The organism is Mesorhizobium sp. LNHC209A00, from assembly GCF_000502915.1.
Lineage (GTDB): Bacteria > Pseudomonadota > Alphaproteobacteria > Rhizobiales > Rhizobiaceae > Mesorhizobium.
In genome coordinates, this window is sequence record NZ_AYWT01000002.1 from 772526 (window position 1) to 799239 (window position 26714).

At 64.3% G+C, this 26714-nt stretch carries 25 protein-coding genes; 15 read left to right on the forward strand and 10 right to left on the reverse strand.

Going from position 1 to position 26714, the window contains the following annotated elements:
- Positions 1-65: 65 nt before the first annotated feature.
- The 5 genes from mnmE (at position 66) to X739_RS158850 (ending at position 5894) form a co-directional block, all read left to right on the forward strand.
- The gene (gene mnmE, locus X739_RS158870; protein WP_023793464.1) at positions 66-1394 is read left to right on the forward strand and encodes a tRNA uridine-5-carboxymethylaminomethyl(34) synthesis GTPase MnmE; all 1329 of its coding nucleotides are present in this window, start codon (positions 66-68) and stop codon (positions 1392-1394) included.
- Between the two features lie 183 nt (positions 1395-1577).
- A complete protein-coding gene (mnmG, locus tag X739_RS158865; protein WP_023793467.1) occupies positions 1578-3461 on the forward strand; it encodes a tRNA uridine-5-carboxymethylaminomethyl(34) synthesis enzyme MnmG in 1884 nt (627 codons plus the stop codon).
- A complete protein-coding gene (gene rsmG, locus X739_RS158860) occupies positions 3458-4090 on the forward strand; it encodes a 16S rRNA (guanine(527)-N(7))-methyltransferase RsmG (protein WP_023793470.1) in 633 nt (210 codons plus the stop codon). Before mnmG ends, rsmG begins: the two co-directional genes overlap by 4 nt.
- A gap of 55 nt (positions 4091-4145) precedes the next feature.
- Entirely contained in the window at positions 4146-4946 is an 801-nt protein-coding gene (locus tag X739_RS158855) for a ParA family protein (protein WP_031251964.1), read from the forward strand.
- A 66-nt stretch (positions 4947-5012) separates the two neighbouring features.
- A complete protein-coding gene (locus tag X739_RS158850; RefSeq protein WP_023793474.1) occupies positions 5013-5894 on the forward strand; it encodes a ParB/RepB/Spo0J family partition protein in 882 nt (293 codons plus the stop codon).
- Between the two features lie 407 nt (positions 5895-6301).
- Here X739_RS158850 and holA read toward each other — a convergent pair whose 3' ends face one another.
- Positions 6302-7345, reverse strand: coding sequence for a DNA polymerase III subunit delta (gene holA / locus X739_RS158845; protein WP_023793476.1), 1044 nt, complete (start codon positions 7343-7345; stop codon positions 6302-6304).
- 297 nt (positions 7346-7642) lie between these two features.
- Between holA and X739_RS158840 the strand changes: the two genes are divergently transcribed.
- From X739_RS158840 to lpdA, 4 genes are all read left to right on the forward strand, one after another.
- Positions 7643-8875: a 3-methyl-2-oxobutanoate dehydrogenase (2-methylpropanoyl-transferring) subunit alpha gene (locus X739_RS158840; protein WP_023793478.1), complete on the forward strand. Its 1233-nt coding sequence runs from the start codon at positions 7643-7645 to the stop codon at positions 8873-8875.
- A 3-nt stretch (positions 8876-8878) separates the two neighbouring features.
- Positions 8879-9892, forward strand: coding sequence for an alpha-ketoacid dehydrogenase subunit beta (locus X739_RS158835; protein WP_023793480.1), 1014 nt, complete (start codon positions 8879-8881; stop codon positions 9890-9892).
- A gap of 1 nt (position 9893) precedes the next feature.
- Complete coding sequence (locus tag X739_RS158830; protein ID WP_023793482.1) at positions 9894-11219, forward strand: dihydrolipoamide acetyltransferase family protein; 1326 nt, start codon at positions 9894-9896, stop codon at positions 11217-11219.
- Positions 11220-11501: 282 nt separating this feature from the next.
- On the forward strand, positions 11502-12899 hold the full coding sequence (gene lpdA / locus X739_RS158825; protein WP_023793484.1) for a dihydrolipoyl dehydrogenase: 1398 nt from the start codon (positions 11502-11504) through the stop codon (positions 12897-12899).
- 52 nt (positions 12900-12951) lie between these two features.
- Here lpdA and X739_RS158820 read toward each other — a convergent pair whose 3' ends face one another.
- Positions 12952-14055, reverse strand: coding sequence for a saccharopine dehydrogenase family protein (locus X739_RS158820; RefSeq protein WP_023793487.1), 1104 nt, complete (start codon positions 14053-14055; stop codon positions 12952-12954).
- Positions 14056-14176: 121 nt separating this feature from the next.
- On the opposite strand from X739_RS158820, the gene X739_RS158815 reads away from it, so the two are divergent.
- The gene (locus X739_RS158815) at positions 14177-14605 is read left to right on the forward strand and encodes an Lrp/AsnC family transcriptional regulator (RefSeq protein WP_023771928.1); all 429 of its coding nucleotides are present in this window, start codon (positions 14177-14179) and stop codon (positions 14603-14605) included.
- Between the two features lie 46 nt (positions 14606-14651).
- On the opposite strand, the gene X739_RS158810 is transcribed toward X739_RS158815, so the two are convergent.
- From X739_RS158810 to X739_RS158795, 4 genes are all read right to left on the reverse strand, one after another.
- Positions 14652-16022 carry an ATP-binding protein gene (locus X739_RS158810; RefSeq protein WP_023793490.1) on the reverse strand — a complete coding sequence of 457 codons (1371 nt, stop codon included), beginning with the start codon at positions 16020-16022 and terminating at the stop codon, positions 14652-14654.
- 10 nt (positions 16023-16032) lie between these two features.
- Positions 16033-16716, reverse strand: coding sequence for a winged helix-turn-helix domain-containing protein (locus X739_RS158805; protein WP_023793492.1), 684 nt, complete (start codon positions 16714-16716; stop codon positions 16033-16035).
- Positions 16717-16794: 78 nt separating this feature from the next.
- A complete protein-coding gene (locus tag X739_RS158800) occupies positions 16795-17580 on the reverse strand; it encodes a membrane protein (protein WP_023771925.1) in 786 nt (261 codons plus the stop codon).
- A gap of 28 nt (positions 17581-17608) precedes the next feature.
- Entirely contained in the window at positions 17609-17866 is a 258-nt protein-coding gene (locus tag X739_RS158795) for a hypothetical protein (RefSeq protein ID WP_023793495.1), read from the reverse strand.
- Positions 17867-18115: 249 nt separating this feature from the next.
- Between X739_RS158795 and X739_RS158790 the strand changes: the two genes are divergently transcribed.
- A complete protein-coding gene (locus X739_RS158790) occupies positions 18116-18751 on the forward strand; it encodes an isoprenylcysteine carboxylmethyltransferase family protein (protein ID WP_023782055.1) in 636 nt (211 codons plus the stop codon).
- A 72-nt stretch (positions 18752-18823) separates the two neighbouring features.
- Here the strand turns inward: X739_RS158790 and X739_RS158785 are convergent, their stop codons facing one another.
- Entirely contained in the window at positions 18824-19309 is a 486-nt protein-coding gene (locus X739_RS158785) for a hypothetical protein (RefSeq protein ID WP_023793497.1), read from the reverse strand.
- Positions 19310-19529: 220 nt separating this feature from the next.
- Here X739_RS158785 and X739_RS158780 point away from each other — a divergent pair, with 220 nt between their 5' ends.
- Entirely contained in the window at positions 19530-19895 is a 366-nt protein-coding gene (locus X739_RS158780; RefSeq protein ID WP_023793499.1) for a RidA family protein, read from the forward strand.
- Positions 19896-19928: 33 nt separating this feature from the next.
- Positions 19929-21164: an amidohydrolase/deacetylase family metallohydrolase gene (locus X739_RS158775; protein ID WP_023793501.1), complete on the forward strand. Its 1236-nt coding sequence runs from the start codon at positions 19929-19931 to the stop codon at positions 21162-21164.
- A gap of 14 nt (positions 21165-21178) precedes the next feature.
- Here X739_RS158775 and X739_RS1000000171130 read toward each other — a convergent pair whose 3' ends face one another.
- From X739_RS1000000171130 to X739_RS158760, 3 genes are all read right to left on the reverse strand, one after another.
- Entirely contained in the window at positions 21179-21790 is a 612-nt protein-coding gene (locus X739_RS1000000171130; protein ID WP_280940057.1) for a CatB-related O-acetyltransferase, read from the reverse strand.
- Between the two features lie 106 nt (positions 21791-21896).
- A complete protein-coding gene (locus X739_RS158765) occupies positions 21897-23681 on the reverse strand; it encodes an NAD(P)/FAD-dependent oxidoreductase (RefSeq protein WP_023793506.1) in 1785 nt (594 codons plus the stop codon).
- A 79-nt stretch (positions 23682-23760) separates the two neighbouring features.
- Complete coding sequence (locus tag X739_RS158760) at positions 23761-24699, reverse strand: MurR/RpiR family transcriptional regulator (protein ID WP_023782060.1); 939 nt, start codon at positions 24697-24699, stop codon at positions 23761-23763.
- Positions 24700-25012: 313 nt separating this feature from the next.
- Between X739_RS158760 and X739_RS158755 the strand changes: the two genes are divergently transcribed.
- Both X739_RS158755 and X739_RS158750 read left to right on the forward strand, forming a co-directional pair.
- A complete protein-coding gene (locus X739_RS158755; protein ID WP_023793508.1) occupies positions 25013-25840 on the forward strand; it encodes an ABC transporter ATP-binding protein in 828 nt (275 codons plus the stop codon).
- Positions 25837-26679, forward strand: a complete 843-nt coding sequence (locus tag X739_RS158750; protein ID WP_023771916.1) for an ABC transporter permease — start codon at positions 25837-25839, stop codon at positions 26677-26679. The genes X739_RS158755 and X739_RS158750 overlap by 4 nt, the downstream gene beginning before the upstream one ends.
- Positions 26680-26714: the final 35 nt, after the last annotated feature.

Here is a 26714-nt window from a genome sequence, read left to right on the forward strand (position 1 = left end):
AACTTTCAGGAGCGATACGGGGCGGTGACGAGGCGAAAGCTAGGGCGGTTCGGTAGAGCGGGCAAATGATTTCAGGCGATTCGATCGTGGCGCTGTCGAGCGGCAGGCTTCCGGCCGGCGTTGCGGTGTTGCGCATATCCGGCCCCAATACTCGATTCGTGGTCGAAACGATTGCCGGCGGCATGGTTAAGGCGCGGTCCGCGGTCCTGCGCAGGTTCAGGGCTCCAGATGGAACCGTGCTCGATAACGGCTTGGTTCTGTTCTTTCCCGGTCCGGCGAGCTTCACCGGCGAGGATGTCGCCGAGTTCCATGTTCATGGCGGGCGCGCCGTGGTGGCCAGGATGCTGGAAACGATCGCTGGATTCGACGGCGTCAGGCATGCCGAGCCCGGAGAATTCACGCGCCGCGCCTTCTTCAACGGCAAGGTCGATCTGGTCGAGACGGAGGCGCTGGTCGACCTCGTCAATGCGGAGACCGAAGCGCAGCGGCGTTTCGCCATCCTGAACGCCGGGGGCGCACAGAGCGCACTCTATCTCGGCTGGCGGCGGCGGCTGATCCATGCGCGGGCCATGATCGAGGCCGAGATCGACTTCGCCGATGAAGACGATGTACCGGGTTCCGTTTCGGACGCGGTTTGGTCTGACGCAAGGTCGATGATATCGGAGATCGACCGCCACATTGCCGGCTTCCATGCCGCCGAGATCATCCGGGACGGCTTCGAAGTCGTCATTCTCGGTGCGCCCAATGCCGGCAAGTCCAGCCTGTTCAATGCCTTGGCGCGGCGCGATGCCGCTATTGTAACGGATGAACCCGGCACGACCCGAGATTTGCTGGAGGTTGTTCTAGATCTCCGGGGCCTGCGTGTCCGACTGACCGACACCGCCGGCCTGCGAGAAGCGCCCGGCAAGATCGAGACGATCGGCATCGAGAAGGCAAGAGCGAAGGCGGATCGCGCCGATCTGCTGCTGCTGCTCGAGGATGCCGCGAACCCCAAGGACACCGGCCCACTGTCGATGTCTGCCCCATCATTGCGCGTCGGCACCAAGCTCGACTTGCTCGATAAGAGAGCGCCCCACTATTTAGCTGGGCGGTACGAGTTCGGCATATCCGTGATCGACGGAACGGGCGTGGAGGGATTGCTGGCGGAGATCGGTCGCCGCGCTGCCGAGGCGGCCGGCGAGGCCGGCGATATCTTGCCGTCGCGGCTCCGCCATGTCGAGTTGCTCGATGCGGCGAACCGGCATCTGCACCGTGCCGCCGATGAACGCATGGCCCAGGAATTGCGCGCCGAAGAGCTGCGCCTGGCAGCGGAACGCCTGGGACGCATCGTGGGCGCGGTGGACGTAGAAGACTTGCTCGACGTGATCTTTTCCCAGTTCTGCATCGGCAAATGACTCACGTGAAACATGATGCTTCTGCTGATTCACGTGAAACAAGTAGGCGGCGATTCACGTGAAACGCAGATAGAGAGGCGGGTTTCGCTGTTTCACGTGAAACGCCGCGCGGAGTTTTCTTGACAGTCCCGCGTCGCGGGGACATGTGTCGCTCATCTTCTTTGAGTTCGGGACCAATATAGAATGACCGATCACTATGATGTGGTTGTGGTGGGCGGCGGCCATGCGGGTTGCGAGGCGGCCAGCGCCGCCGCGCGCGCTGGCGCCAGGACCGCGCTGGTGACGCTGCGTTTCGAGACGATCGGCGTGATGTCGTGCAACCCTGCCATCGGCGGGCTCGGCAAGGGGCATCTTGTGCGCGAGATTGACGCCATGGACGGGCTGATGGGCCGCGTGGCGGACGCCGCCGGCATCCAGTTCCGCCTGCTCAACCGCCGCAAAGGCCCGGCGGTGCGCGGCCCTCGCACGCAGGCCGACAGAAAACTTTATCGCCTTGCCATGCACGAAGCGATTCGGCAGCAGAACGATCTGGAGGTTGTGGAGGGTGAGGTTCTCGATTTCGAGATCTCCGATGGAAAGATCGCCGCGGTTCTCCTGGCCAACGGGCGGCGGCTTGTCTGCGGCGCCGTGGTGCTGACGACGGGAACCTTCCTGCGCGGACTCATTCATATCGGTGAAAAGAAGATTGTCGCTGGCCGCATGAACGAGAAGGCCAGCATGGGCCTGTCGGAGACCATGCACCGCGCCGGCTTCAAGCTCGGGCGACTGAAGACCGGCACGCCGCCGCGACTGGACGGACGAACCATCGAGTGGGTGTCGCTGGGAAGCCAGGCGGCGGACGAGAATCCCGTACCGTTCTCACTGATGACCGACCGTATCGTGACGCCGCAGATCGATTGCGGCATCACCCGCACCACGCCAGCCACGCATGATTTGATCCGCGCCAATCTTGGCCGGTCGGCCATGTATTCCGGCTCGATCGAAGGGGTTGGGCCGCGTTATTGCCCGTCGATCGAGGATAAGATCGTCAAGTTCGGCGACCGGGACGGACATCAGATCTTTCTGGAGCCGGAAGGGCTCGACGACCACACCGTCTATCCCAACGGCATTTCGACTTCGCTGCCGGAAGACGTTCAGCTGGACATACTGAAGACCATTCCTGGTTTGGAGCATGCGGTCATGCTGCAGCCTGGCTATGCCATCGAATATGATCATGTCGATCCGCGCGAACTGCATCCCACACTTGAGACCCTGCGCGTTGCCGGACTTTTTCTCGCCGGGCAGATCAACGGCACGACGGGCTACGAAGAGGCCGCCGGGCAGGGCCTGCTCGCCGGCCTCAATGCAGCGCGGCGGGCGGCGGGCGGCGCACCGATCGTGCTCAGCCGTACCGAGGCCTATATCGGCGTGATGGTCGACGACTTGACCAGTCGCGGCATCAGCGAACCCTATCGGATGTTCACTTCGCGGGCCGAGTTTCGACTCTCGCTGCGCGCCGACAACGCCGATGAGCGGCTGACGCCGCTGGCGCAGACGCTGGGAATCGCCTCGGCGCGGCGGATGCAGCGCTATGACGATGTCATGCAGCGGCTGGATGAAGCGCGCCGGATGGCGCTTTCGCTGACCATGACGCCGAACGAGGCGGCACGGCACGGTTTGGAGATCAATCACGATGGCGTGCGCCGGTCCGGCTTTGAATTGCTGGCATATCCCGGTGTCGATGTGGCTTGGCTCGCCGGGGTCGAGCCGAAATTTCACGACGTCGATGCCAAGACTGCAGAACGTCTTGAAACGGAAGCGAAATATTCGGTTTATCTCGATCGCCAGAGCACGGATGTGGCGCAGATCCGACGTGAAGAGGCCCGGCTGATCCCGGACACCGTCGACTTTGCCGGCGTTCCCGGTCTGTCCAATGAGCTGAAGCAGAAGATGCAGGCGCGGCGGCCGCGCTCCATCGCGGAGGCGCAGCGCATGGAAGGCATGACACCGGCGGCGTTGGCGATCATCGTCGCGCATGTCCGGCATTGGGAATCGGTGGAGAATGCCGAGCAGAGGGATGTTGCGTGAGTTCTTTCTCCCGTGAGAGCCTCCAGGAGGCCGCCGGCCCGGTTTCACGTGAAACATTCGATCGCCTGGTGGCGTTTGAAGCGATGTTCCAGAAATGGAACCGCAGCATCAATCTCGTGGCGCAGTCGACCTCGGGCGATGTCTGGCAGCGCCACATCGTGGACAGCGCGCAACTTGCTGGGATAGAGCCCCATGCCACGCACTGGGCCGACATCGGTTCTGGTGGCGGATTTCCCGGGCTTGTCATGGCCTTTCTGCTTGGCGACCGCCCGGGCGCCAGCATCGATCTGGTCGAAAGCAATCGCAAGAAAGCTTCGTTCCTGCAGACGGTCGTCGGCCAGTTCGGCTTGCCGGCACGGGTCGTGGCGCGACGAATCGAGGATAGCCATGTTGTTGTTTCGAAGCCGGAAATCGTCACGGCGCGGGCGCTTGCACCGCTTTCGGTGCTGCTGGACCTGTCGGCGCCATGGCTGACCTCGGGCGCGCGGGCGCTGTTCCACAAAGGCCGGGATTACCGCGCCGAAGTGCAAGAAAGCGTTAACCGGTGGACCTTCGATCTGGTAGAACATCCAAGCGTGACCGACGCCAGCGGCGTCATTCTCGAATTGTCCAATGTGCGGCCTGTCTGAACCCAGACCGGTCTGATTGTTTGGCGACCCAAAGATGAATCTCTGGCATAGATCCATGATGAAGAACGGCCCTCGAATCATCACCGTAGCCAACCAGAAAGGCGGTGTCGGCAAGACCACCACCGCCATCAACCTGGCCACCGCGCTGGCGGCAATCGGTGAGAAAGTGCTGATCGTAGACCTCGACCCGCAAGGCAATGCCAGCACCGGCCTCGGCATCGACCGCAAGGACCGGACGGTTTCGTCCTATGACGTGCTGACGGGCGAACTGGACCTGGAGGCCGCCGCCATTCCGACCGCGGTGCCCGGCCTTTCCATCGTGCCTTCGACGCTGGACCTGCTCGGCATCGAGATGGAGATCGCCTCGGCGCCGGACCGGGTGCTCAAGCTGCGCAATGCGCTGCGTGCCGCGACCGAGCGCGGGGCGCCCTTCGGCTATGTGCTGATCGATTGTCCGCCCTCGCTCAATCTTTTGACTTTGAATTCAATGGCGGCAGCCGACTCTGTTCTCGTGCCGCTGCAATGCGAGTTCTTCGCGCTGGAGGGTCTCAGCCAGTTGCTCGAAACCGTCGAGCAGGTTCGCCGCTCGATCAATCCCGATCTTACTATCCAGGGCATTGTGCTGACCATGTATGATGGTCGCAACAATCTCGCCAACCAGGTGGTGCAGGACGTGCGCGAGCATATGGGCGACAAAGTCTATGAGACGATCATTCCGCGCAATGTGCGGGTGTCGGAAGCCCCCTCCTATGGCAAGCCGGCGATTCTCTATGACCTGAAATGCTCGGGCAGCCAGGCCTATCTGCAATTGGCCTCCGAAGTGATCCGCCGCGAGCGCAAATTGCGCGCGGCTTGACCAGATCCAGTGCATACTAAGAGCCGATTCGATACCGAAACGATCTGAAATAGACGTGGAATAAAGATGAACGAAGATCTCTCGAGGAAAAGACTGGGTCGCGGACTGGCAGCACTGATCGGCGAGATCGATCGGCCGGCTGCCCCGGAAAAGCCCGGCATGAGCGCGGACGGCAAGGTGCCGATCGAGTTCATCAGCGCCAACCCGAAAAATCCGCGCCGGCATTTCGGCGATGCCGAACTGACCGATCTTGCCCAGTCGATCCGCGAACATGGCGTGGTGCAGCCGGTCGTGGCACGGCCCTCGCCGACGCAGGCCGGCCGCTACGAGATCATTGCCGGCGAGAGGCGCTGGCGGGCCGCGCAGCGCGCCGGGCTGACCGAGATTCCGGTCATCATCCGCGACGTCAACGACCGCACCGCGCTCGAGCTGGCGATCATCGAGAACGTCCAGCGCGCCGACCTCAACGCGGTCGAAGAAGCGCAGGGTTACCAGCAACTCATCGACGACCATGGCTACACCCAGGCCGATCTCGGCCAGGTCATCGGCAAGAGCCGCAGCCATGTCGCCAACACGTTGAGACTGTTGAAGCTGCCCGACGTGATCCGCGACATGCTGGTCGACGGCGCGCTGTCGGCGGGCCACGCCCGCACGCTGGTGACGGCGGAAGATCCGGCCGGCCTCGCCAAGCGCATCGTCGAGGAGGGACTTTCGGTGCGCCAGGCCGAAGCGCTGGCGCAAATGCCGGCCGTCGCCAGTTCCAACGGCACCAAGCCAGCCGCGCCAGCCGAAAAGGACGCCGACACGCTGGCGCTGGAAAAGCTGCTCACCGACACGACCGGCATGATTGTGTCGATCGACCACAAGGGCAAGGGCGGGGTGCTGCGGGTCGCCTATCGGAGCCTGGAACAGCTGGACGAGCTGTGCAGGCGGCTGAAGCAGGATTAAAATGTTTAGCCGGCAAATTATGCGGCTTTATTCCCCGCGATCGGTGCAGCCCTCATCCCCCTACCGGGACCTTCTCCGCGTATAGAGACGGGGAGAAGAGGCTGGCTGCGACGCCGGCGCCTTCTGTGGCGCTGGCGATTTGGCAAAAGCAGCGAGAAGAGCATCCCTCGCCGTTTACGGGGAGAGGATGCGGGCAGGCAGGTGAGGTCAGCGTCGGCGGAAATCAGCTTGGCGCGGGGCGTGGGCCCAATTGAGATAGGCCGGCGGGACGGCGCCCCTCTGCCTTGCTGGACCCGGCCCTTCGCTGGTCGCTCCGGGCGTTCGTCGTTTCGGAAAGCCAAGCAATTGGCTTCCCGTCCGCGACGCGGATCACTCCGAACCCCCACAAGGGGGAGACTGGCCGCTTTCTACCGCTGTCCCAGCCTAGCGCTCTCCACCGCGATTCCCAGCAGCGCCTGCCTTGCCAGCGCGACCGACAGGTCCGGGCGTCGCCGCGTCTGCAGCACGGCCTGATGCAACCGGGTCAGCGCGCGGCCGAGCGCTTCGCTGTTCCAGCGCTCCAGGGTCTTCTCCACCAGCTTGCGCCTGGAGAAAAAGACCGGCGGGCGCGCGGCGGCAACGACGGAAGCGGCGTTGCGGCCGCCGGTCTCCATTTGGCCGCGCATGACCTGGATCTGCTGTAACTGCCGCATCGCCGAGGACAGGACCTGGAAGGGCTGCCCGCCGCCCTGGCAGTGGCGCGTGAAAGCGGTGTCGAAATCGCCGACCTTGCCTTCGAGCAGCGCGTCGACAGCGTCGTCGTAAGAGGCGCCGGACACGTCGCCGGACATGGCTCTCACCTCTTCCAGCCCGATCTCCTTCTGGCCGTGGGCGTAGAGGACGAGTTTTTCGATCTCGCCGCGCGAGGCCAGCCGGTCGCCACCGAGATTGCGGCGCAGCGCCTGCCGCGCCTCCAGCGTCATCGACATGCCGGCCTTGCGCAGTTCGTCGTCGATGACGGTGTCGATGTCCCTCGCCTCGTCGGCGTAGCAAGGAAGCGCCATGGCATTGTCGGCGCCCTCGACCACGGCGCGCAGCCCGACGCCTTTCTTCAAATCACCGGCTTCAATGAGAATGATGGCGTCCCGCACCGGCTCCGCCGTCAGCGCCTTGACGTCGTCGGCCAGTGCCTTCTGGCCGCTGGCATTGCGCACCCAGAGCAGCCGCCGGTCGGAAAACATTGGCACGGTGCGGGCCTCGTCGAGCAGGCGGCCCTCGTCGCGATCGACCTCGGAACCCTCGAGCCTGACCACCGAGAATGGGTCGTCGAGCGGAAGGCCGGTCTTTCCGGCAAAGGCCTTGGCCCGCTCGGAGACAAGGCCGCGATCGGGGCCATAAAGCAGGACGATCGAGATGCGCGGATCAGGCCGCGCCAGCCAACCGTCGACCTCATATGCCTTCTTCTGTGCCATGGAGGGTGGTTAGCATGATGCTGGGAGGGAGTGAACGTCTTCCTGCTCGGATCGCCAACGTCGGCGAACCGCAAAGTCCAGCACCAATCACCTTCTCTTGCGGCAACCAGCGCGGAACCATACGCCAAATTGCGCGCGGCCGCCCAACATCGACAAGAAATTTCGCGGACATATCTTCATCTTGAACGCGGGAAGCCGGATCGGCCGGCGCGGCTGGAACCGCCTCCCCGACGCATTCGCACTGGCGGCGCGGATATGCAAATATCCCACCCAGGCAACATTGGAGGACTCGAGGTCATGGCCGATGCTGGGATGTTGCGGTTTCACGTTCCGGAGCCGGAAGTGCGGCCGGGCGGGACGCCTGATTTCTCCAACGTGACCATCGCCGAGGCCGGCTCCGTGCCACGCCCCGACATCGATGTCGATCCGCGCATCATCCGCGACATGGCGTTTTCGATCATCCGGGTGCTGAACCGCAATGGCGAGGCCGTCGGGCCATGGGCCGGGCTGCTTTCCAGCGAGGAATTGCTGGAAGGCCTGCGCAACATGATGACGCTGCGGACGTTCGATGCGCGCATGCAGATGGCGCAGCGCCAGGGCAAGACCTCCTTCTACATGCAGCATCTGGGCGAGGAAGCGGTGAGCTGCGCCTTCCGCAAGGCGCTCAGCCCCGGCGACATGAATTTCCCGACCTATCGCCAGGCCGGCCTGCTCATCGCCGACGGCTATCCGATGGTCACGATGATGAACCAGATCTATTCCAACGAGGCCGATCCGCTGAAGGGCCGGCAGCTGCCGATAATGTATTCGTCGAAGGAGCACGGCTTCTTCTCGATCTCGGGCAATCTGGCGACGCAGTACATCCAGGCGGTCGGCTGGGCGATGGCGTCGGCGATCTCCAACGATTCCAGGATCGCCGCGGCCTGGATCGGCGACGGCTCGACGGCGGAATCCGATTTCCATTCGGCGCTGGTGTTCGCCTCCACCTACAAGGCGCCGGTGGTGCTCAACGTCGTCAACAACCAGTGGGCGATCTCGACTTTTCAAGGCATCGCGCGCGGCGGTTCCGGCACCTTCGCGGCCCGGGGGCTCGGCTTCGGCATCCCGTCTCTGCGCGTCGACGGCAATGACTATCTGGCGGTACACGCGGTGGCCAAATGGGCGGCGACAAGGGCGCGGGAGAATCTTGGGCCGACGTTGGTCGAATACGTCACCTACCGCGCCGGCGCGCATTCGAGCTCGGACGATCCCTCCGCCTACCGGCCGAAGACCGAGTCCGACGCCTGGCCGCTGGGTGACCCGATCGTGCGGCTGAAGAACCATCTCATCAAGCTCGGTGTCTGGTCGAACGAACGGCATGCGCAGGCCGAGGCCGAAATCCTCGACACGGTGATCGCGGCGCAGAAGGAAGCGGAAAGCCACGGCACGCTGCATGCCGGCGGCAAGCCGTCGACACGCGAGATGTTCGAAGGTGTGTTTGCCGAGATGCCGCCGCATCTCAGGCGCCAGCGCCAGCAGGCGGGAGTCTGAGCCATGCCAAGACGGACCATGATCGAGGCCATTCGCGACGCCATGGACGTGTCGATGGAGCGCGACGACAAAGTCGTCGTGTTCGGCGAGGATGTCGGCTTCTTCGGCGGCGTTTTTCGCGTCACGCACGGGCTGCAGGCCAAATACGGCAAGAGCCGTTGCTTCGACGCGCCGATCAACGAATCCGGCATTGTCGGCTCGGCCATCGGCATGGCCGCCTATGGTTTGAAGCCTTGCGTGGAAATTCAGTTTGCCGACTACATGTATCCGGCCTACGACCAGCTGACGCAGGAAGCGGCGAGGCTGCGCTACCGTTCGAACGGCGATTTCACCTGCCCGATCGTGGTCCGCATGCCGACCGGCGGCGGCATTTTCGGGGGCCAGACGCATAGCCAGAGCCCGGAAGCCTTGTTCACCCATGTGTCGGGCCTGAAGACGGTGGTGCCGTCCAACCCGCATGACGCCAAGGGGCTTTTGATCGCGGCGATCGAGGACCCCGACCCGGTGATCTTCCTGGAGCCGAAGCGGCTCTACAACGGCCCGTTCGACGGCCATCATGACCGGCCGGTGACGCCGTGGTCGAAGCATCAGCTCGGCGAAGTCGCCGACGGCCATTACACCGTGCCGCTCGGCAAGGCCGCCATCCGCAGGGCGGGCGGGGCGGTCACGGTGCTCGCCTACGGCACCATGGTCTATGTCGCCCAGGCGGCGGCCGAGGAGACCGGCATCGACGCCGAAATCATCGATCTCAGGACGCTGCTGCCGCTCGATCTCGACACGATCGTGGCTTCGGTCAAGAAGACCGGCCGCTGCGTCGTCGTGCACGAGGCGACGCTGACCTCGGGTTTCGGCGCCGAGCTTTCGGCGCTGGTTCAGGAAAACTGCTTTTACCACCTGGAGGCGCCTGTGGCCCGCGTCGCCGGCTGGGACACGCCCTATCCACATGCGCAGGAGTGGGAGTATTTTCCCGGTCCCGCGCGTGTCGGCCGCGCCTTGCTTGAAACCATGGAGGCCTGACATGGGCGAGCACATCATCAAGCTGCCCGATGTCGGCGAGGGTGTCGCCGAGGCCGAGCTCGTCGAATGGCATGTGAAGATCGGCGACATCGTGCGCGAGGACACCGTGCTCGCCGCCGTGATGACCGACAAGGCGACGGTCGAAATCCCGTCGCCCGTCGATGGCGAGATCCTGTGGCTCGGCGCCGAGATCGGCGACACGGTGGCGATCGGTTCGCCCATCGTGCGGTTGAAAGTAGCGGGCGAGGGCAATATGAAAGCCGGCAAAGTGGCTGAACCGGCGACCGGGGTGGAGCCGCCCGCCAGGCTGCCGAGCCCGAAGCCCGAAGCCGCCTCGCCGCCCACGCCGGCAAAACCCGCCGAGACACCGGCGAAACCCGCATCGTCGTCGTCGGCGCCGAAAACCGTGACACGCTCCTCGGCTTCGGGCGCGCCGCGTCCAGAAGGCGAAAAGCCGCTGGCCTCGCCCGCCGTTCGCCTGCGGGCGAAAGAGACGGGCATCGACCTCAGACAAGTTTCAGGCAGCGGCCCGGCCGGTCGCATCGGCCATGAAGACATCGAGGCCTTCCTGGCGCGCGGGCCGCAAGCGGCCAGGGCGCCGGGCCTCGCCCGCAACGATGCGGTCGAGGACATGAAACTGGTCGGCTTGCGGCGCAAGATCGCCGAGAAGATGACGCTGTCGAAGTCGCGTATCCCGCACATCACCTATGTCGAGGAGATCGACGTCACGGCGCTCGAGGAACTGCGCGCCGCGCTCAACAAGGAAAAGCGTGCCAAGGGAGGCGCGGAGAGGCCGAAGCTGACCTTGCTGCCGTTCCTGATGCGGGCCATGGTCAAGGCGATCGCGGACCAGCCCCAGCTCAATTCCCTGTTCGACGACGAGGCCGGCATCATCCACCAGCATGGCGGCATCCATATCGGCATTGCCGCGCAGACACCGTCGGGACTGGTGGTGCCTGTCGTCAAGCATGCCGAGGCGCGCGACGTTTGGGACTGTGCCGCCGAGGTCGCCAGGCTGGCCGAGGCTGCGAAGTCGGGAACGGCGACACGTGACGAGCTGTCCGGCTCGACCATCACCATCACCTCGCTCGGCGCCATGGGGGGTATGGCGACGACGCCCGTGATCAACCACCCCGAAGTGGCGATCGTCGGCGTCAACAAGATGATGGTGCGGCCGGTTTGGGACGGCACGGGGTTCATTCCGCGCAAGATGATGAACCTGTCGTCGAGCTTCGACCACCGCGTCATCGACGGCTGGGACGCGGCGGTGTTCATCCAGCGGATCAAGGCGCTGCTGGAGACGCCGGCGCTGATATTCGTGGATTGAGGATTATTTAATGCGTTCTCAGCGTGTTTCCCAGTCGCTTTACATTGAGCGCCGCGCTGCCCCTCATCGCCCCGCCGGGCATTTCTCCTCGTATAGTGACGAGGAGAAAGACGTTGTCATCGACGGTGTCGCCAGTCACCAGCGTTGCAAAGAGAAGGCCGGCGTTGCGGCCAGCTCGCTTCTCCCCGTCTCTATACGGGGAGAAGGTAGGCGGATGAGGGGCAGCGCTAGGCCGGATGGGAGGGCGTCACCGGCAGTTTTCACCAGAAGGACGCTGCCAACATGAAGGAAATCTCCTGCAAGCTGCTCGTCATCGGCGCCGGTCCGGGCGGCTATGTCTGCGCCATTCGTGCCGGACAGCTCGGCGTCGATACAGTCATCGTCGAGGTTGCGAAGCCCGGCGGCACCTGCCTCAACGTCGGCTGCATCCCGTCCAAGGCGCTGATCCACGCGGCGGAGGAATTCGAGAAGGTGTCGCACATGGCCGGCGGCAACAGCCCGCTCGGCATTTCGGTCACCGCACCGGTGCTCGATCTGGCCAGGACCATCGCCTGGAAGGACGGCATCGTCAGCCGGCTCAACAGCGGTGTCGCCGGCCTGCTGAAGAAGGCCGGGGTGAAGACCGTGCATGGCTGGGCGAGGTTTCGCGACGGCAAGACCGTCGAGGTCGAGACCGAGACCGGAAGCCAGGTGATCCGGGCCGAGACGATCGTGATCGCCACCGGCTCGGCGCCGGTCGAATTGTCTTTTCTTCCCTTTGGCGGGCCTGTGATCTCGTCCACGGACGCGCTGGCCCTGAGTGAGGTTCCCAAGAAACTCGCTGTCGTCGGTGGCGGCTATATCGGGCTCGAACTCGGCATGGCCTTTGCCAAGATGGGCTCCGGGGTCACCGTGGTTGAAGCCTTGCCGCGCGTGCTGGCGCAGTATGACGCGGAGCTGACCCGACCTGTCGTCAAGCGGCTTGCCGCGCTCGGCGTCGAGGTGATGCTGGGCGCCAAGGCCAAAGGGCTATCGACAGACGGCGATGCCCTGCTGGTCGAGACATCGGACGGCAAGAGCACCAAGGTCGCCGCGGACAAGGTGCTGGTGACGGTCGGCCGCAAGCCGGTGGCGGAAGGCTGGGGGCTCGACCAGATCGATCTCGACAGGGCCGGAAAGTTCATCCGTATCGACGACCAGTGCCGGACCTCGATGCGCGGCATCTTCGCCATCGGCGACGTCACCGGCGAGCCGATGCTGGCGCACCGGGCGATGGCGCAAGGCGAAATGGTCGCGGAGATCGTCGCCGGCCACAAGCGCAGCTGGGACAAGCGCTCGATCCCGGCCGTCTGCTTTACCGATCCCGAGCTGGTGACGGCGGGTCTGTCGCCCGAAGAGGCCAAGGCGCAGGGCGGCGAGATCAAGATCGGCCTGTTTCCCTTCGCCGCCAATGGCCGCGCCATGACGAAGCTCGGCGAAGACGGCTTCGTCCGCGTCGTGGCGCGCGCCGACAATCACCTGGTGCTCGGCATCCAGGCGGTCGGGCAAGGCGTGTCGGAACTGTCGGCGGTGTTTGGGCTGGCGCTGGAAATGGGGGCACGACTGGAAGATGTCGCTGGCACCATCCATGCCCATCCGACGCAAGGCGAAGGTTTCCAGGAAGCTGCGCTCAAGGCGCTCGGGCACGCCCTGCATATTTGAGCGGGCGGTGGGGCCTACCCCTTGGAAGGATACGGCGGCGCCCCTACGCCGCTCACCCCGCAAGCCGGCTCACCATGTCATGCTGGGCATAGGCCCGGCCGAAGCGGTTGGCGAGGAAGGCATCGAGTGCGATGTCCTCCTGCTTGACGAAGCCGGTCGCCGGCAGCGATCCGTCCGCCAGCATGTCGAGCACGGCGCAGATGCCAGACGCGGTGGTGATCTGGATGGCGCTGCGCACCGCTTGACCGATGCGCCGGGAATAGATCTTGTTGGCGTAGGTCTCCTGCAGCAGACGGCCGTTCCTGCGGCCGGAGACGGTGACGAAGACGATGACCACGTCCTGCAGCGTCGCCGGCAGGGCGCTTTCGAAAATATCCTTCAGCACGTCGCGGCGATGACGCAGGCCAAGGTCGTTGAGCAGCGCCTTCATGATCGCTGCGTGGCCGGGATAGCGGATGGTGCGGTAGTTCAGCGTGCGTACCTTGCCCTTCAGCGTCTCGGCCAGCGTGCCGAGGCCGCCGGAGGTGTTGAACGCCTCGTAGGTGACACCGTCGAGCGAAAACTCCTCGCGCTCCTCCAGCGGCGGCACTTCGACCAGCTCACCCTCGACGATCGCCTCGCAAGGCTCGCAATATTCGTTGATGACACCGTCGGTGCTCCAAGTCAGATTGTAGTTCAGCGCGTTGGACGGGTATTGCGGCAGCGCGCCGACGCGCATGCGCACGCTTTCCAGCGTGTCGAAGCGGCTGGCGAGATCATTGGCGACGATCGAGATGAAGCCAGGCGCCAACCCGCATTGCGGGATGAAGGCGCTCTTGGCGTCGCGCGCCAGTTCCTTGACGCGGCGGGTCGAGACGACATCCTCGGTGAGGTCGAGATAGTGCACGCCAGCACTTGCCGCCGCCTCGGCGATGCGCGTGGTGAGATGGAAGGGGGCGGCGCTCAGCACCGCGAACTTGCCGGCGAGCGCTGCTTCAAGCGCACCGGGCGCCGCGATGTCGAGTTCCAGCGTCTCGACGCCGGCTGGGACTTCCGCTGCGGCGAGCTGCGCCGCCGAGCGGTCGAGGAGGGTGACCTGATAGTCTCCCGTCGCGGCAAGCATTTCGGCGATGGTCGAGCCGATCTTGCCGGCCCCGACGATAACGATCTTGTTCATGATCAAATTCCCCTGCGATCCGTGTTCGCGGAAATCATCGCAACTTGCCTGTCGAAAGGAAGCATGGAATTCTGCAAACTGAACCCAATCTTTTGCCGATTCGCCGAAGGATTTCGTCGAAATGCTCAGTGATGCCGAACAGGCCCTGCTCTCGCTGCTGCGCGCCAACGCGCGCGCCTCGACGGCCGAACTGGCGCGGCGGCTCGGCGTGTCGCGCACTACGGTGCAAAGCCGAATCGAGCGGCTGGAGCAGCGCGGCATCATCACCGGCTATGGCGCACGGCTGGCGCCGGACTATGAGCAGGGGCTGGTCAGGGCGCATGTGCTGCTCACCGTAACGCCCAAGCTGGCTGACAAGGTGGTGCGCAGCCTGCAGGCGCTGCCGCCGGTCAGAACGCTGCACTCCGTCAGCGGCAATTTCGACATGATCGTCATCGTCGACGCGCCGTCGATCCGCGACCTCGACACGCTGCTCGACCAGATCGGCGCCATGGAGGGCGTGGAGCGGACATCGTCGTCGATTATTTTGTCGACCCGCATCGACAGGTGAATCGGATTCTCAAGCCGGTATTGGTTAGTACCGGTAATTTTGTCGGCTAATCCATCGCCAAGGGAAAACTCACCACCACGCCCAGCCCGGGCCGGCAGTCCTCGAGCGCGATAGTCGCGCCGTGCAGGTCGGCAATGGCCCTGACTAGGCTGAGGCCGAGGCCGCTGCCTGGCGTCGATCGGCTGTGGTCCAGCCGGTAGAGACGCTGAAACACTTTTTCGCGCTCGTCGGCGGGAATGCCGGGGCCATTGTCGGCGACGCCAGCAAGCACGCGGTCGTCCCGGCGCGTCACCGAGAGTTGGATGGATGTGCCGGGCGGGCAATGGCGCAGCGCATTCTCGACCAGGTTGGCGAACATCTGCGTCAGCAGTTCCGGATCGCCATGGATGCGGTCGGCGGTCTGACGCAGCTCGACCGATGACAGCACCTTGCCGTCATCCTCGGCCACACCGGCGTAGATTTCGGCGATGGTCTCGAGGATCTCGCCGAGAGCGACATCGGTGAAGCGCGCCTTGCGCGCGCCGGCCTCGATCTGCGCGATGCGCAGCAGCGCGTCGAAGGTCTCATTGATCTGATGGCCCTCGCCGCGCGCGTCAGCCAGATCGTTGGAGACGTCCTGGCGCCGCGCGGCCTTGTCGGCGGCGCTCTCCAGGATCATCTGCAGGCGGTTCAGCGGCGTCTTCAAATCATGCGCGATGTCGGCGCTGACCTGCTTCATGCCCTCGACCAGCGCCGACAGGCGGTCGAGCGCCGCGTTGATCTGGCCGGAGACGATGTCGATGTCGTCGTCCTTGCCGGTCAGTGGGATGCGGGTGTCGAGGCGGCCATGCGAAACGTCGACCATCGTGGCGGCAATGCCGTCGAGACGGCGCTGGACGCGCGAGGCGAGCAGGGCGCCGCCGGCGACAGCCAGGCCGGTGATGATCAGCGTCGCCCAACCGAAGCTCATCAGCATGATCGTTTCCAGTTCCTCGGTCTCGGAGAGGCTGAAGGCGATGGTCAGCGTGTTGGCGCCGACCGAGCCGGAATAGGCGCGATATTCGGTGTCCGGCGGCAGGCCCGGCATTTCGGCGCCGAACATCGAGAAACCATCGGGAAGCCCGGCCGCGGTGAAGTTCCCGGCAATACGGCTGCCGGCCGCGTCGGTCAGCGAAAAGAGCTGCTCCTTCCTGGGGCTGCGCGCGGAGTGGTTTTCGACCGTCTCCACCAACTCCCTGAGATCCTTGTCGGCATAGGTCGCGGCGATGACGGCAAAGGTCTCGCTGATGGTGTCGTCGAGCTGCTCGGCAAGGTCGGCGCTCATCATCTGGTAGACGATGGCGCCGGACAGCACGAAGGCCAGCATGAACAGGAAGGCGAACGTCAGGGCAAGCCGGAATGGCGTGCTGCGCAGCAGGCGGGTCCGGGTCGCGGTCATCGGGTCGCGATCACTGGGAGAGCGGTGCGTGCAGGCTGTAGCCGGTGTTGCGGATGGTGTGGATGAGCTGGGTGCCGAACGGCTTGTCGACCTTGGTCCGCAACCGGCTGATATGGGTTTCGACGACACTGGTCTTGGGATCGAAATGGAAATCCCAGACGCGTTCCAGCAGCATGGTGCGGGTGATGACGCGGCCTTCGCCGCGCATCAGCACCTCGAGCAGGCTGAACTCCCTCGGCTGCAGGTCGATCGGCTGGCCCTGCCTGACGACGCGCCGCATGATGAGGTCCATTTCGAGGTCGGAGACCCGCAGAACGGTCTTCTGTTCCTGCGCGGCCGGCCGTCGGCCGAGCGCGTTGATGCGGGCAAGCAGCTCGGAAAAGGCGAAGGGCTTGACCAGATAGTCGTCGCCGCCGGCCTCGAGCCCCTCGACGCGGTCGTCTATGCCGCCGACCGAAGTGAGGAAGATCGCCGGCGTGCGCACGCCGGCGGCGCGGACAGCCTTGACCATCGAAAGACCGTCGAGGCCCGGGATCATCCGGTCGGCGACGATCACGTCGTAGCCGCCGCTGGTCGCGGCGAAAAGCCCGTCATGGCCATTGCGCAGGAGGTCGCAGACATGGCCGGCCTCGGTCAGGCCGCGCACGATATAGTCCGCCGTCCTGTGGTCATCCTCGACGAGAAGTAGCCGCATCGCTGTTCCCTGGCTGCCGGTATCGGCGACAGGCTATCACCGGCTCGGGTTCGTTCCTAGGATGGTCGCGCCGGCGGCTCAGTCCGATTCCAGCAGAATCTCGTCGGCATCGTCGGGGGTGGTCTTCAGCGTCATGTAGAGAACGAGCGCGATGATGCAGCCGAGGAAGATCAGGCTGGTGAAAATGGTGCCGAAACCGAGGCCGCCATATTCGGCTGGCTGTGACAGCCAATCGCCGAAAGAGGCGCCAAGCGGACGCGTCAGTATATAGGCGAGCCAGAACGCCAGGATGGCGTCCAGATGGAAGAGATACCAGGCGAGCGCGATGAGCGCTATGACGCCGCCGAACAGCAGCCCCGTGGTCAGATAGCCCAGGTCGAAGGTCTCGGCGACGAGGTCGCCGGCGGCGGTGCCGAGCGAGAAGGTGAACAGGATCGCCAGCCAGTAGAAGATTTCGCGCCTGGTGGTGAAGATGGTGTGGATCGAGAGCGTCCGTTCGCTTGCGTACCAGACCGCGAATGTCGCCGCGAGCACCACCGAGAAGGCAATCGTGGTGGTCTGCAGGCGCACGCCGAAATTGTCGACGAGATTATCGGTGACCAGCGTGCCGACGACGCTGATCAGCACCACCGCCAGCCAGTAGGCCCAGGGCACGTAAGGTTTTTGCGCGAATTGCAGGGCGAGGGCGACGATCAGCACGCCGGTCATGATCAGCGAGGTGACGGTCAGGCCGAGGCCGAGGTTGACGGCGAGATAGTCGGCCGCCGTCTCGCCCATGGTCACCGCCATCAGCTTGACCAGCCAGAAGTCGAGGGTGACGTCCGGCACCCTGTTTCGGCTCGGGTGTGTGTGGGGTGCGAGCATGGCTGATGTCCTCGATGGCCGGGTCAGGTTACTTGCCCATGACCTTCATGGCCTGGGCGAAGAAGTCGTCGGCGCGCTTGTCGTCGTCGGCATTGCAGCGCTCGATGCCCTTGGTCTCCAGTTCCGAAACCTTGGCCTTGTCGCCGGCGCTCAGCTTGGCTGTCGCCTCGGCGGCGCGAAGGGTCTTCAACGTCTCCTCGCAAGGCGCGGTGGCCGCGAAAACGGAGGAAATCGACGCCGAGACGGCGAGGGTCCCCACTGCGACGGCAAGTGCAAATTTTCTCATGAAAGCATCCTTTCCCTGACCTGGTCGAAGCCGGCCGCCGAGGTGGCGGGCCGGTATTCCAACCATAGGGAAGTGACTTCTCACCAGCCTGTCCGGCGCCATACAAATTCGTAAGGATGCGGTGGCCGACGCAAAAGGCCTTTACGAATGCCTCGCGATGCGCTGATAGAGGATAAGCGCCTTGTATCCGCCATCAATGGCGTGCCCCAATGGCCGGGCCTGCACCAGAGTGCCCAGGAAAACACGAAAATGACCTACGCTTCCCTCAAGCCGGTTTCACAGGCTTTCGACCAGCGCAAGCGGCTGATATTCATCCGGGTCGCGGCGGCGCTGGCGGTGCTGCTGCTGTTCCTGACCAAACCGGCGCTCAGCGAAGGCTCCAACGGCCACGAAACGCTCGAATTCTTCGGCTTCTGCCTGGTGCTCGCCTGCGTCGCCGGCCGGCTGTGGAGCATCCTGTATGTCGGCGGCAAGAAAAATGAAGAGCTGGTCTCGACGGGACCATTCTCGATGAGCCAGAACCCGCTCTACTTCTTCTCGACGGTCGGCGCGGTCGGCATCGGCCTGCTCTACGGCTCGCTGGTGGCCGCCGCCGCGCTCGGCGCCGCCAGCTTCCTGATCTTCCGTGTCACGGCGCGCAAGGAGGCGGAATATCTCCTGGGCAAGTTCGGCCCGGTCTATGGCGCCTACATCAAGGCGACGCCCCGGTTCTGGCCAAACCCGCTACTCTACCACGACAATGACGAGCTGCAGTTCTCGACCCGGGCACTGAGGCGCACCTTTTTCGACGGGCTCTATTTCCTCGCCATCTTCCCAGCCATCGAACTGATCGAGTATTTCAGGGAGACAGGCGTGCTGTTCCCGGCCTTCATCACGCTGTACTGAGCAGTTCGCCACGGGAATTTGCGCGGCTGATCGGCCATCACGAATGTCGATCGTCGTTCATGGGAATCGAAACTAGCTTCCCAGCGGATAAGGCATGTAGCCGACGAAGCCGGCTATCTTCCAGCTCGCGCCGACCTTTCGGCAGAAGTACAATGTCTGCCACTTCAGCCGATCGACGCTGCCATCCGCCTTGGCGACGCTGCCGTCGAACTTCTTGTGCAGCACGGCGCGGTCGCCGTCGACATCGATGTCGCGCAGATTGGTGACGCGAAACAGCGCCTCGCGCAGCGGCTCGGCGAATTTGGTCGCCGCCGTTTCCTTTGCCTGGCGCAGCCACTCGTCGCGGTAAATCTCCAGCCGCGGGAATTGCAGCCGCCAGGCATCGGCATTGGCCAGGAAATGCGCATGCATGCCGAAGAAGCTTTCGGCGATGAAATCGTTTTCGACCATGGCCCAGTCCTGGCCGATGAAGGCATCGATGTCGCGCCGCACCAGCATCTCCCACAGCGCGTGACGGTCGGCGTCGCCGGAAGGGAACGGGTTCCTGTCGAAGGTCATTGTCGAGGGTCTCCGGTTTCGCAAGGTCGTCTATCCGTCGTGGCGTCGAGCCCGTCCGGCAAACGCGCACGATGCAAGCGCTTCTGTAATAAAGCAACACGGACTTCCAACAATGTTGCTTTCCAACAAGGGGCTCTATCGGGAACGCCGCGATCGCGGTAAATCTCGTCCCCAAGCCGCCACCTCGGTGTCCGGCCATGTCATCGGAGGAGGCCGTCCCTTGCCCAAGCAGACTTTCGGAACGTCCCATGTGCCGCTGTCGCCCGCCGTGCGGGCCGGCGATTTTGTCTTTGCCTCGGGCCAGGTTCCGGTCGGCGGCGACGGCATCGTGGTCAAGGGCGGCATCACGGAGCAGACCGAGCAGGTGCTCGCCAATGTGAAGGCCGCATTGGCGCTCGCCGGCTGCACCCTGGACGACGTGGTCAAGACCACCGTCTGGCTCGAGGACGCGCGCGACTTCGGCGCTTTCAACGCGGTCTATGCCAGGCATTTCCCGAAAAATCCGCCGGCACGCACCACGGTCGAATCGCGGCTGATGATCGACATCAAGATCGAAGTCGAGGCCGTCGCCTACAGACCGGCCTGAAACGATAATTGGGCCAATCGGAGGTTCCAACAAATGCAATTCGACCTCCTGGTGAAGGGCGGACGGCTGATCGACCCGGCGCCCGGCGTCGATGCGCCGCGCGATGTCGCCATCGCCAATGGCCGGGTCGCCGCGATCGACGCCGACATTCCAGCGACCAGCGCCGCCCAGGTGATCGACGCCACGGGTTGCATCGTGGCGCCCGGTCTGGTCGACCTGCACAGCCACGTCTATTGGGGCGGCACTTCGCTCGGTGTCGACGCCGACAGGCTCGCCGCCAAGAGCGGCACCACCACTTTCATCGACGCCGGCAGCGCGGGCGCGGGCAATTTCCTCGGCTTCCGCCGCCATGTCATGGAGCGTTCGAAGGTGCGCATCCTGGCCTATGTCAACATTTCCTTTGCCGGCATCTTCGGATTCTCGCAGACGGTGTCGGTCGGCGAATGCAGCGATCTCCGTCTCTGCGAGCCGCGCGAGGTGGTGGCGGCGGTGCGCGAGCACGCCGATGTCGTCGTCGGCGTGAAAGTCCGCTCGGGCAAGCATGCCGGCGGCACCAGCGGCATCGCGCCGGTGGATCTGGCGCTGGAGGCCGCCGACAAGGCCGGCCTGCCGCTGATGGCGCATATAGACGAGCCGCCGCCCGGCCGCTCCGAAGTGCTACCGCGCCTGCGCCGGGGCGACATCCTCACACATTGTTTTCGGCCCTTCCCCAATGCGCCGGTGTTCGCCTCCGGCATGGTGCGGCCCGAAATGCGGCTGGCGCGCGAGCGCGGCGTTATCTTCGATCTCGGCCATGGCATGGGTTCGTTCGACTTCGAGGTCGCCCGCGCCATGCTGGCCGAAGGGTTGGCGCCCGACGTCATCTCGAGCGACGTGCATCTCTACTGCGTCGACGGGCCGGCCTTCGACATACTGGTCTGCATGTCGAAGCTGATGGCCCTCGGCATGCCGCTGGTCGAGGTTCTGCGGGCGGCGACGCAAGGGCCGGCGCGGGCGATCGCAAGGCCGGATCTCGGCACGCTGGCGGTCGGCACCGTCGGCGATGTCGCCGTGCTTCGCCAGCGGTCGGGCCGCTTCACCTTCGTCGATGCGATCGGCGCATTGCTGGTCACCGACCAGCGGCTGGTGTCGGAAGGCATCGTCATCGGCGGCACATGGTGGCCGAACGAGGCGGCAAACGATGTCGGCGAGACCGAAGGTTTCGAGGCGCATGCCCGGCACACCCATGTCGATATCGCAGCCCGGCACTTTGGCCACAGCCACGATTGAGCCAGGCCGGTTAGTCAGTGAGCGGTCGAAGGACTATCGGACGGGTACGCCGCATCCACTGCGTTGACGAAACTCTCGGCGCCTACTGTCGTCAAAAGCTCAACGCGCTCGCGGATAAGATCGTCACTCCAGTTCCACCATTGCGACGACTGCAAACGCTCAATAATTTCAGGCGCGAATCTGTACCGGATGATACGAGCGGGATTGCCGACCGCGATGGCATAGGGCGGGACGTCCCTGGTGACGATGCTGCCGGCGCCCAGCACAGCACCATTGCCGATCGTGACACCCCCAAGGATGATGCCGCGGGCGCCAATCCAGACATCGTGGCCGACCGTGATGGGTCCGTTGCCCTCGTCGCCGGGCGCATTCCGGATTTTTCCGTTCGCAAACTGGATCGGATAGGTGGTCACGGCGTCGAGGCGATGCTTCGCCGCGCAGATGAACAGAACACCCGGGCCAACCGAGCAGAACGAACCTATGCGAACCGGCACGTTCTTGTGCGGACTGAAGAACGATTCCCTGTTGAGGCCGTAAGTATGACGACCGATCTCGACGCCTGGCAGTGGCGGCAACGGGTCCTTCTTCAGTCCCAGCTTTATGCGAAGCCCTCTCAACAGTCCCACCGGCTTCCCCCCAGAATTGCCAGGCATACAGGGGCGACTACTCACCCTATCTGAAAAGTTCGCAAGCAATTTCGAGTACGTGCCCACCGCTACTTGCGTTACCCGGTCAGGAATTGCTCGGCTTCCCGTAGACTGGCGTCCCGACACCCTCCATCCGCGCCTTGATCTGCAGCGCCACGTATTTCGAGTAAAAACGCGACAGCGCCAGGTTGCCGCCGTGGAACCACAGTGCTTCCTGCGCCGTCGGCTTCCACATGTTGCGCAATTCGCCTTGCCAGGGGCCGGGGTCGCCCTTGACGCCGGAGCCGAGGCCCCAGCAGGGGCCGACCTTGTCGGCGACCTCGCGCGAGACGAGCGCCGCCACGTTTTCGTTCATCGACTGGTAGCCGGTGCACGCTATGATGGCGTCAGCCTCGAGCTCGCTGCCGTCCTCGAACAGGATGCCTTTCGCCGTCAGCGATTTTATCGCGACGCCGCCGCGGATACCGACCTTGCCGTCGATGATCAGGTCCGAGGCGCCGACGTCGATGTAGTAGCCGGAGCCGGTGCGGTAGGCCTTCATCAGGAGGCCGGTTTCGTCGTCGCCGAAATCGAGCGCGAAGCCGGAGGCGGCGAGACGCTCGTAGAATTCGGCGTCGCGCGCGCGGATGACGTCGTAGAGCGCGCGCTGGCCCTTGGGCACCAGCGCGAACGGCGTCGAGGCAACGATCATGTCGGCCTTCTCGGTGGTGATGCCGCGCCTCAGCGCGTCTTCGGAGAATATCTCGAAACCGACCTGCATCAGCGTGTCCGACTTGACCACGGTGGTCGGCGAACGCTGGATCATCGTGACGTCGGCGCCGCTCTCCCAGAGGTCGACGCAGACGTCGTGGCCGGAACTGGCCGCGCCGATGACGGCGACTTTCTTGCCGCGGAATTTCTCGCCGCTGGCATACTGGCTGGAGTGCAGCAGCTCGCCCTTGAACTGGTCGGAACCCGGCAGGTCGATCTTGCGCGGCGGACCGTAGGCGCCGGTGGCGAAGACGATGTGCTTCGGCTTCAGCGTGATGCGCTGCCCGACGCGGTCGACCACAACGGTCCATTCCTTCTCCGCCTCGTCGAAGCTGGCGCTAAGGCATCTGGTGGCGACCCAGTAATTCAGCTCCATGACGCGCGTGTACATTTCCAGCCAGTCGCCCATCTTGTCCTTGGGCGTAAAGACGGGCCAATTGTCGGGGAATGGAATGTAGGGCAGATGGTCGTACCAGACCGGATCGTGCAGCACGAGCGTGCGGTAGCGGTTGCGCCAAGAATCGCCCGGCCGTGCGTTCTTCTCGATGACGATGGTGGGCACGCCGAGCTGCCGCAGCCGTGCTCCGAGCATGATGCCGCCCTGGCCGCCGCCGATGACCAGGCAATAGGGCTGCGCCGTTACGCCGAGTTCGCGCGCCTCGCGCGCCCGCGCTTCCGACCAGGTCTCGCGTTCCGGGTCCGCCTTGTGGCGCACGCCCAGCGGCCGCGCCGCGCCCTTGCGCTCCTCGAACCCTTTCAAGTCGGTCATCGCCGTGAACAGGGTACGGCAGCGGCCGTCGCGCAGCCGCATGATGCCTTCGCCCGTGGCCGCCGCCGTTTCGAATGTGAACCAGGCCTCGATGGTGCCTTCATCCGAGGTCGCCTCGCCGGTGAGCCGCCACGCGGCAGGCTTGGTCGTCGCCAGCGTCGCTTTCAGCATGTCGGCGATGGCCTCGCGGCCTTCCATCGTCGTGACGTTCCAGGTGAAGGTCAGCAGGTCGCGCCAATAGCAATCGTCGACGAACAGGTTGCTTGCGGCGGGAACATCGCCGGCTTCGAGCGCTTGCGCCAGGGATGCGAGCCATGCGGCTGCCTGTTTCGTCGGTGCCATTTCGAGCATTTCTTCCCTCTTGCTGCATCCGCCCAACCTGAGTTGGGACGGTAATTGTTGAACCCGGCGCTGCCCCTCATCCGCCTGCCTAATCCCCGAGCGGCTCCATTTCCTTGCCCGTGCGGTGGATCTGGGCGTTGTATTTGATGCGGCGCACGGTCTCGCGGGCCGGGCCGTCGAGCTTGTAGGCCGAGGCCACCGCCAGGAGGTCGATCATCGCCAGGAAGGCGAAGCGCGAGGCCGTCGGCTTCAGCGTGTCGGGATATTCGGGCACGGCAACCGTCAGCTTGACGTCGCAGGCGCGGGCGAGCTCGGTATCGGGTGCCGTCACGGCGATCGCGTTGGCGCGATAGTGCTTGGCGAGTTCGACCGCCTCGATCACCTCGCGCGTGCGCCCGGTCGCCGAGATGGCGACCACCAGGTCGCCGGGCTTCAGCGTCGAGGCGGTCATGCGCATCAAATAGGGGTCGCACTGGGCGCTGATCGAGATGCCATAGCGAAACAGCCGGTACTGAGTTTCCTGCGCCAGCGCCGAAGAGCTGCCGCCGAGCCCGAATACGGTGACCTGGCGGGCCCGGGCGATCAGCTCGGCGGCCTTTTCCAGCTCACCCGGATCGAGTTGCCGCTCGGCTTCCTGCAGCGCCCGGCGCGCTTCGCCGAACACCGCGTTCCAGAACGGCATGGCGGCGTCTCCCTCCCTGGCCGGCGACGTGTCCAGGTAGAGTGCGCCGACGACGAGGCTCTGCGCCAGCTTCAGCTTGAAATCGCGCACGCCCTCGCAGCCTATGGCCCGGCAGAACCGGGTCACCGTCGGTTCGCTGACCCCGGCTCGCTGGGCCAGCGCCGCGTTGGAAGCGTCGACGGCATATTTGACATTTTCGAGCACGACATCGGCGACGCGGCGTTCGGCCGGGCGCAATTCGCCGTAGGAATCCTTGACCAGTGAGATGATGTCGGGAATGCGCCGGACGGGTTCGCCCCCGGCTCCCTCTTCGTCCGCGATCGGATGGCTGGCAGCTTCGGTCATGAAGGCGGTGTTCCCTAGCCCGTTTTCGACCTGACCTCTTATCATGTTCGCACGCTGTCGTTCCATGCGCACGGCACCGCTGCAACCGATGCGTGCCGCCAGGGCAGCTGCGTGTGCGCCTGACAAATCATGTAGGAAAGCAACACGGATTTCAAGGCAAAGAATACCACATCAAAACAGATAGTTATACCAGGCCAGCGATTCTCGTACCGCGCTTGTCATCGTCGACGCTTGACAGCAAAGTAGGATAGTTACACACTGATTTCTGGCAGTCTGATGACCATTGGATCATCACGCAATCTCCGAGGGGCGGATGAACGCGGGCGAGATAACAACGCCGAAGCTTGGCGTGCAGGCAGCGACCAAGATCTATCACACGGCGTCCGGCGACCTCTTGGCGCTGGACCGCTGCAGCCTCGACGTCAGAGCCAATGAAATCGTCTCAATCGTCGGCCCGTCCGGTTGCGGCAAGACCACGCTGTTGTGGTCGATGTCGGGTCTGCACGGCCTGACAAGCGGCGCGATCAAGCTCGACGGCAAAGAGATTTCCGGGCCGCATCCCGATATCGGCATCGTTTTCCAGGAAGCCAACCTCCTGCCCTGGCGCAATCTCGACGCCAACATCCGCTTCCCCTTCGAGATCAAGGGCGAAAAACCGGACCGCGCCTGGATCGCGCATCTGCTTAACCGGGTCAGCCTCGACGGTTTCGGCGGCAAGTTCCCGCGCGAGCTTTCGGGCGGCATGCAGCAGCGTGCGGCGATCGTGCGGGCGCTGGCGCTGAAACCGTCGGTGCTTTTGATGGACGAGCCGTTCGGCGCGCTCGACAGTTTTACCCGCGAGGAGATGAACCGGCTGGTCGAGGAGATCTGGCTCGACACCAAGACCACCATCGTCTTCATCACCCACTCAATCGAGGAAGCGATTTTCCTCTCCGACCGCGTCGTGGTGCTGAGCGCGCGGCCGGGCCGCGTCGCCAAGGAATACCGCGTGCCGTTCCCGCGGCCGCGCTCCCTGGAAATCATGGCGATGAAGGAGGTGTTCGACCTCACCAACCGGATCAAGATGGACATTGTCGGAGAGCGCACCAGACCGAAGGCGCTGGAGCGACCGAGCGCCGAGATCGTGAGGATCAGGCCATGAGCGACGCCATTCCCGAATTTTCGAGGGCGAAATCAGGTGATGGGCAAGACGTCAGCCTGACCAACCTCTCGGCCTTCGCCAGCGGCCCGGGCATCAAGTCGGGCAAGGAGGTGGCGGCCATCCTCGCCGTCGCCGTCATCATCATCGGCGGCATCGAACTGGCGCTGCGGCTGTTCCATGTGCCGCTCTACATCATGCCGCCGCCGAGCTCGATCGCGTATGCCCTGTTCGACGAGTTTCCGCTGATCGCGCCGCATCTCGGCTATACGCTGGTCGAGCTGGTGTCCGGCTTTGCCGTCGGCGCCGCCGTCGGTCTTATGCTGGCCGCCGTCATCACCCAGTTCCCGTTCGCGGAAAAGATCGTCGCGCCGTATATATTGCTGCTTGTCACCACGCCCATGCTGGCGCTGGTGCCGTTGCTCATCCTGCGTTTCGGTTTCGGCTACACGCCGCGTATCATCGCGGTGGCGCTGGCCGCCGGACCGATGGTGATGATCAATGCCGCCACCGGCTTTCGTCGCGTCGACAGCGCCAAGATCGCGCTGGCGCGGTCCTATGGCGCCAGCACCTTGCAGATCTTCTGGAAAATCCGCGCGCCGATGGCGCTGCCGATGATCCTGGTCGGGCTGATGATCGGCGCCATTTTCGGCCTGCTCACCGCCGTCGGCGCCGAGATGGTCGGCGGTGGCTTCGGCCTCGGCAACCGGCTCACCACCTATTCGTCGATGATCCAGATGCCGCAATTCTTCGCCGTGGTGCTGATCCTGTCGATGCTCGGCATTCTGATCTACGTGCTGTTCTTCCTCATCGGCAAGAAATGGGCGAGCTGGGAGGCTTGAAGCGAAGGCAATGAGCACGCCCGGAGGCGGGCGGC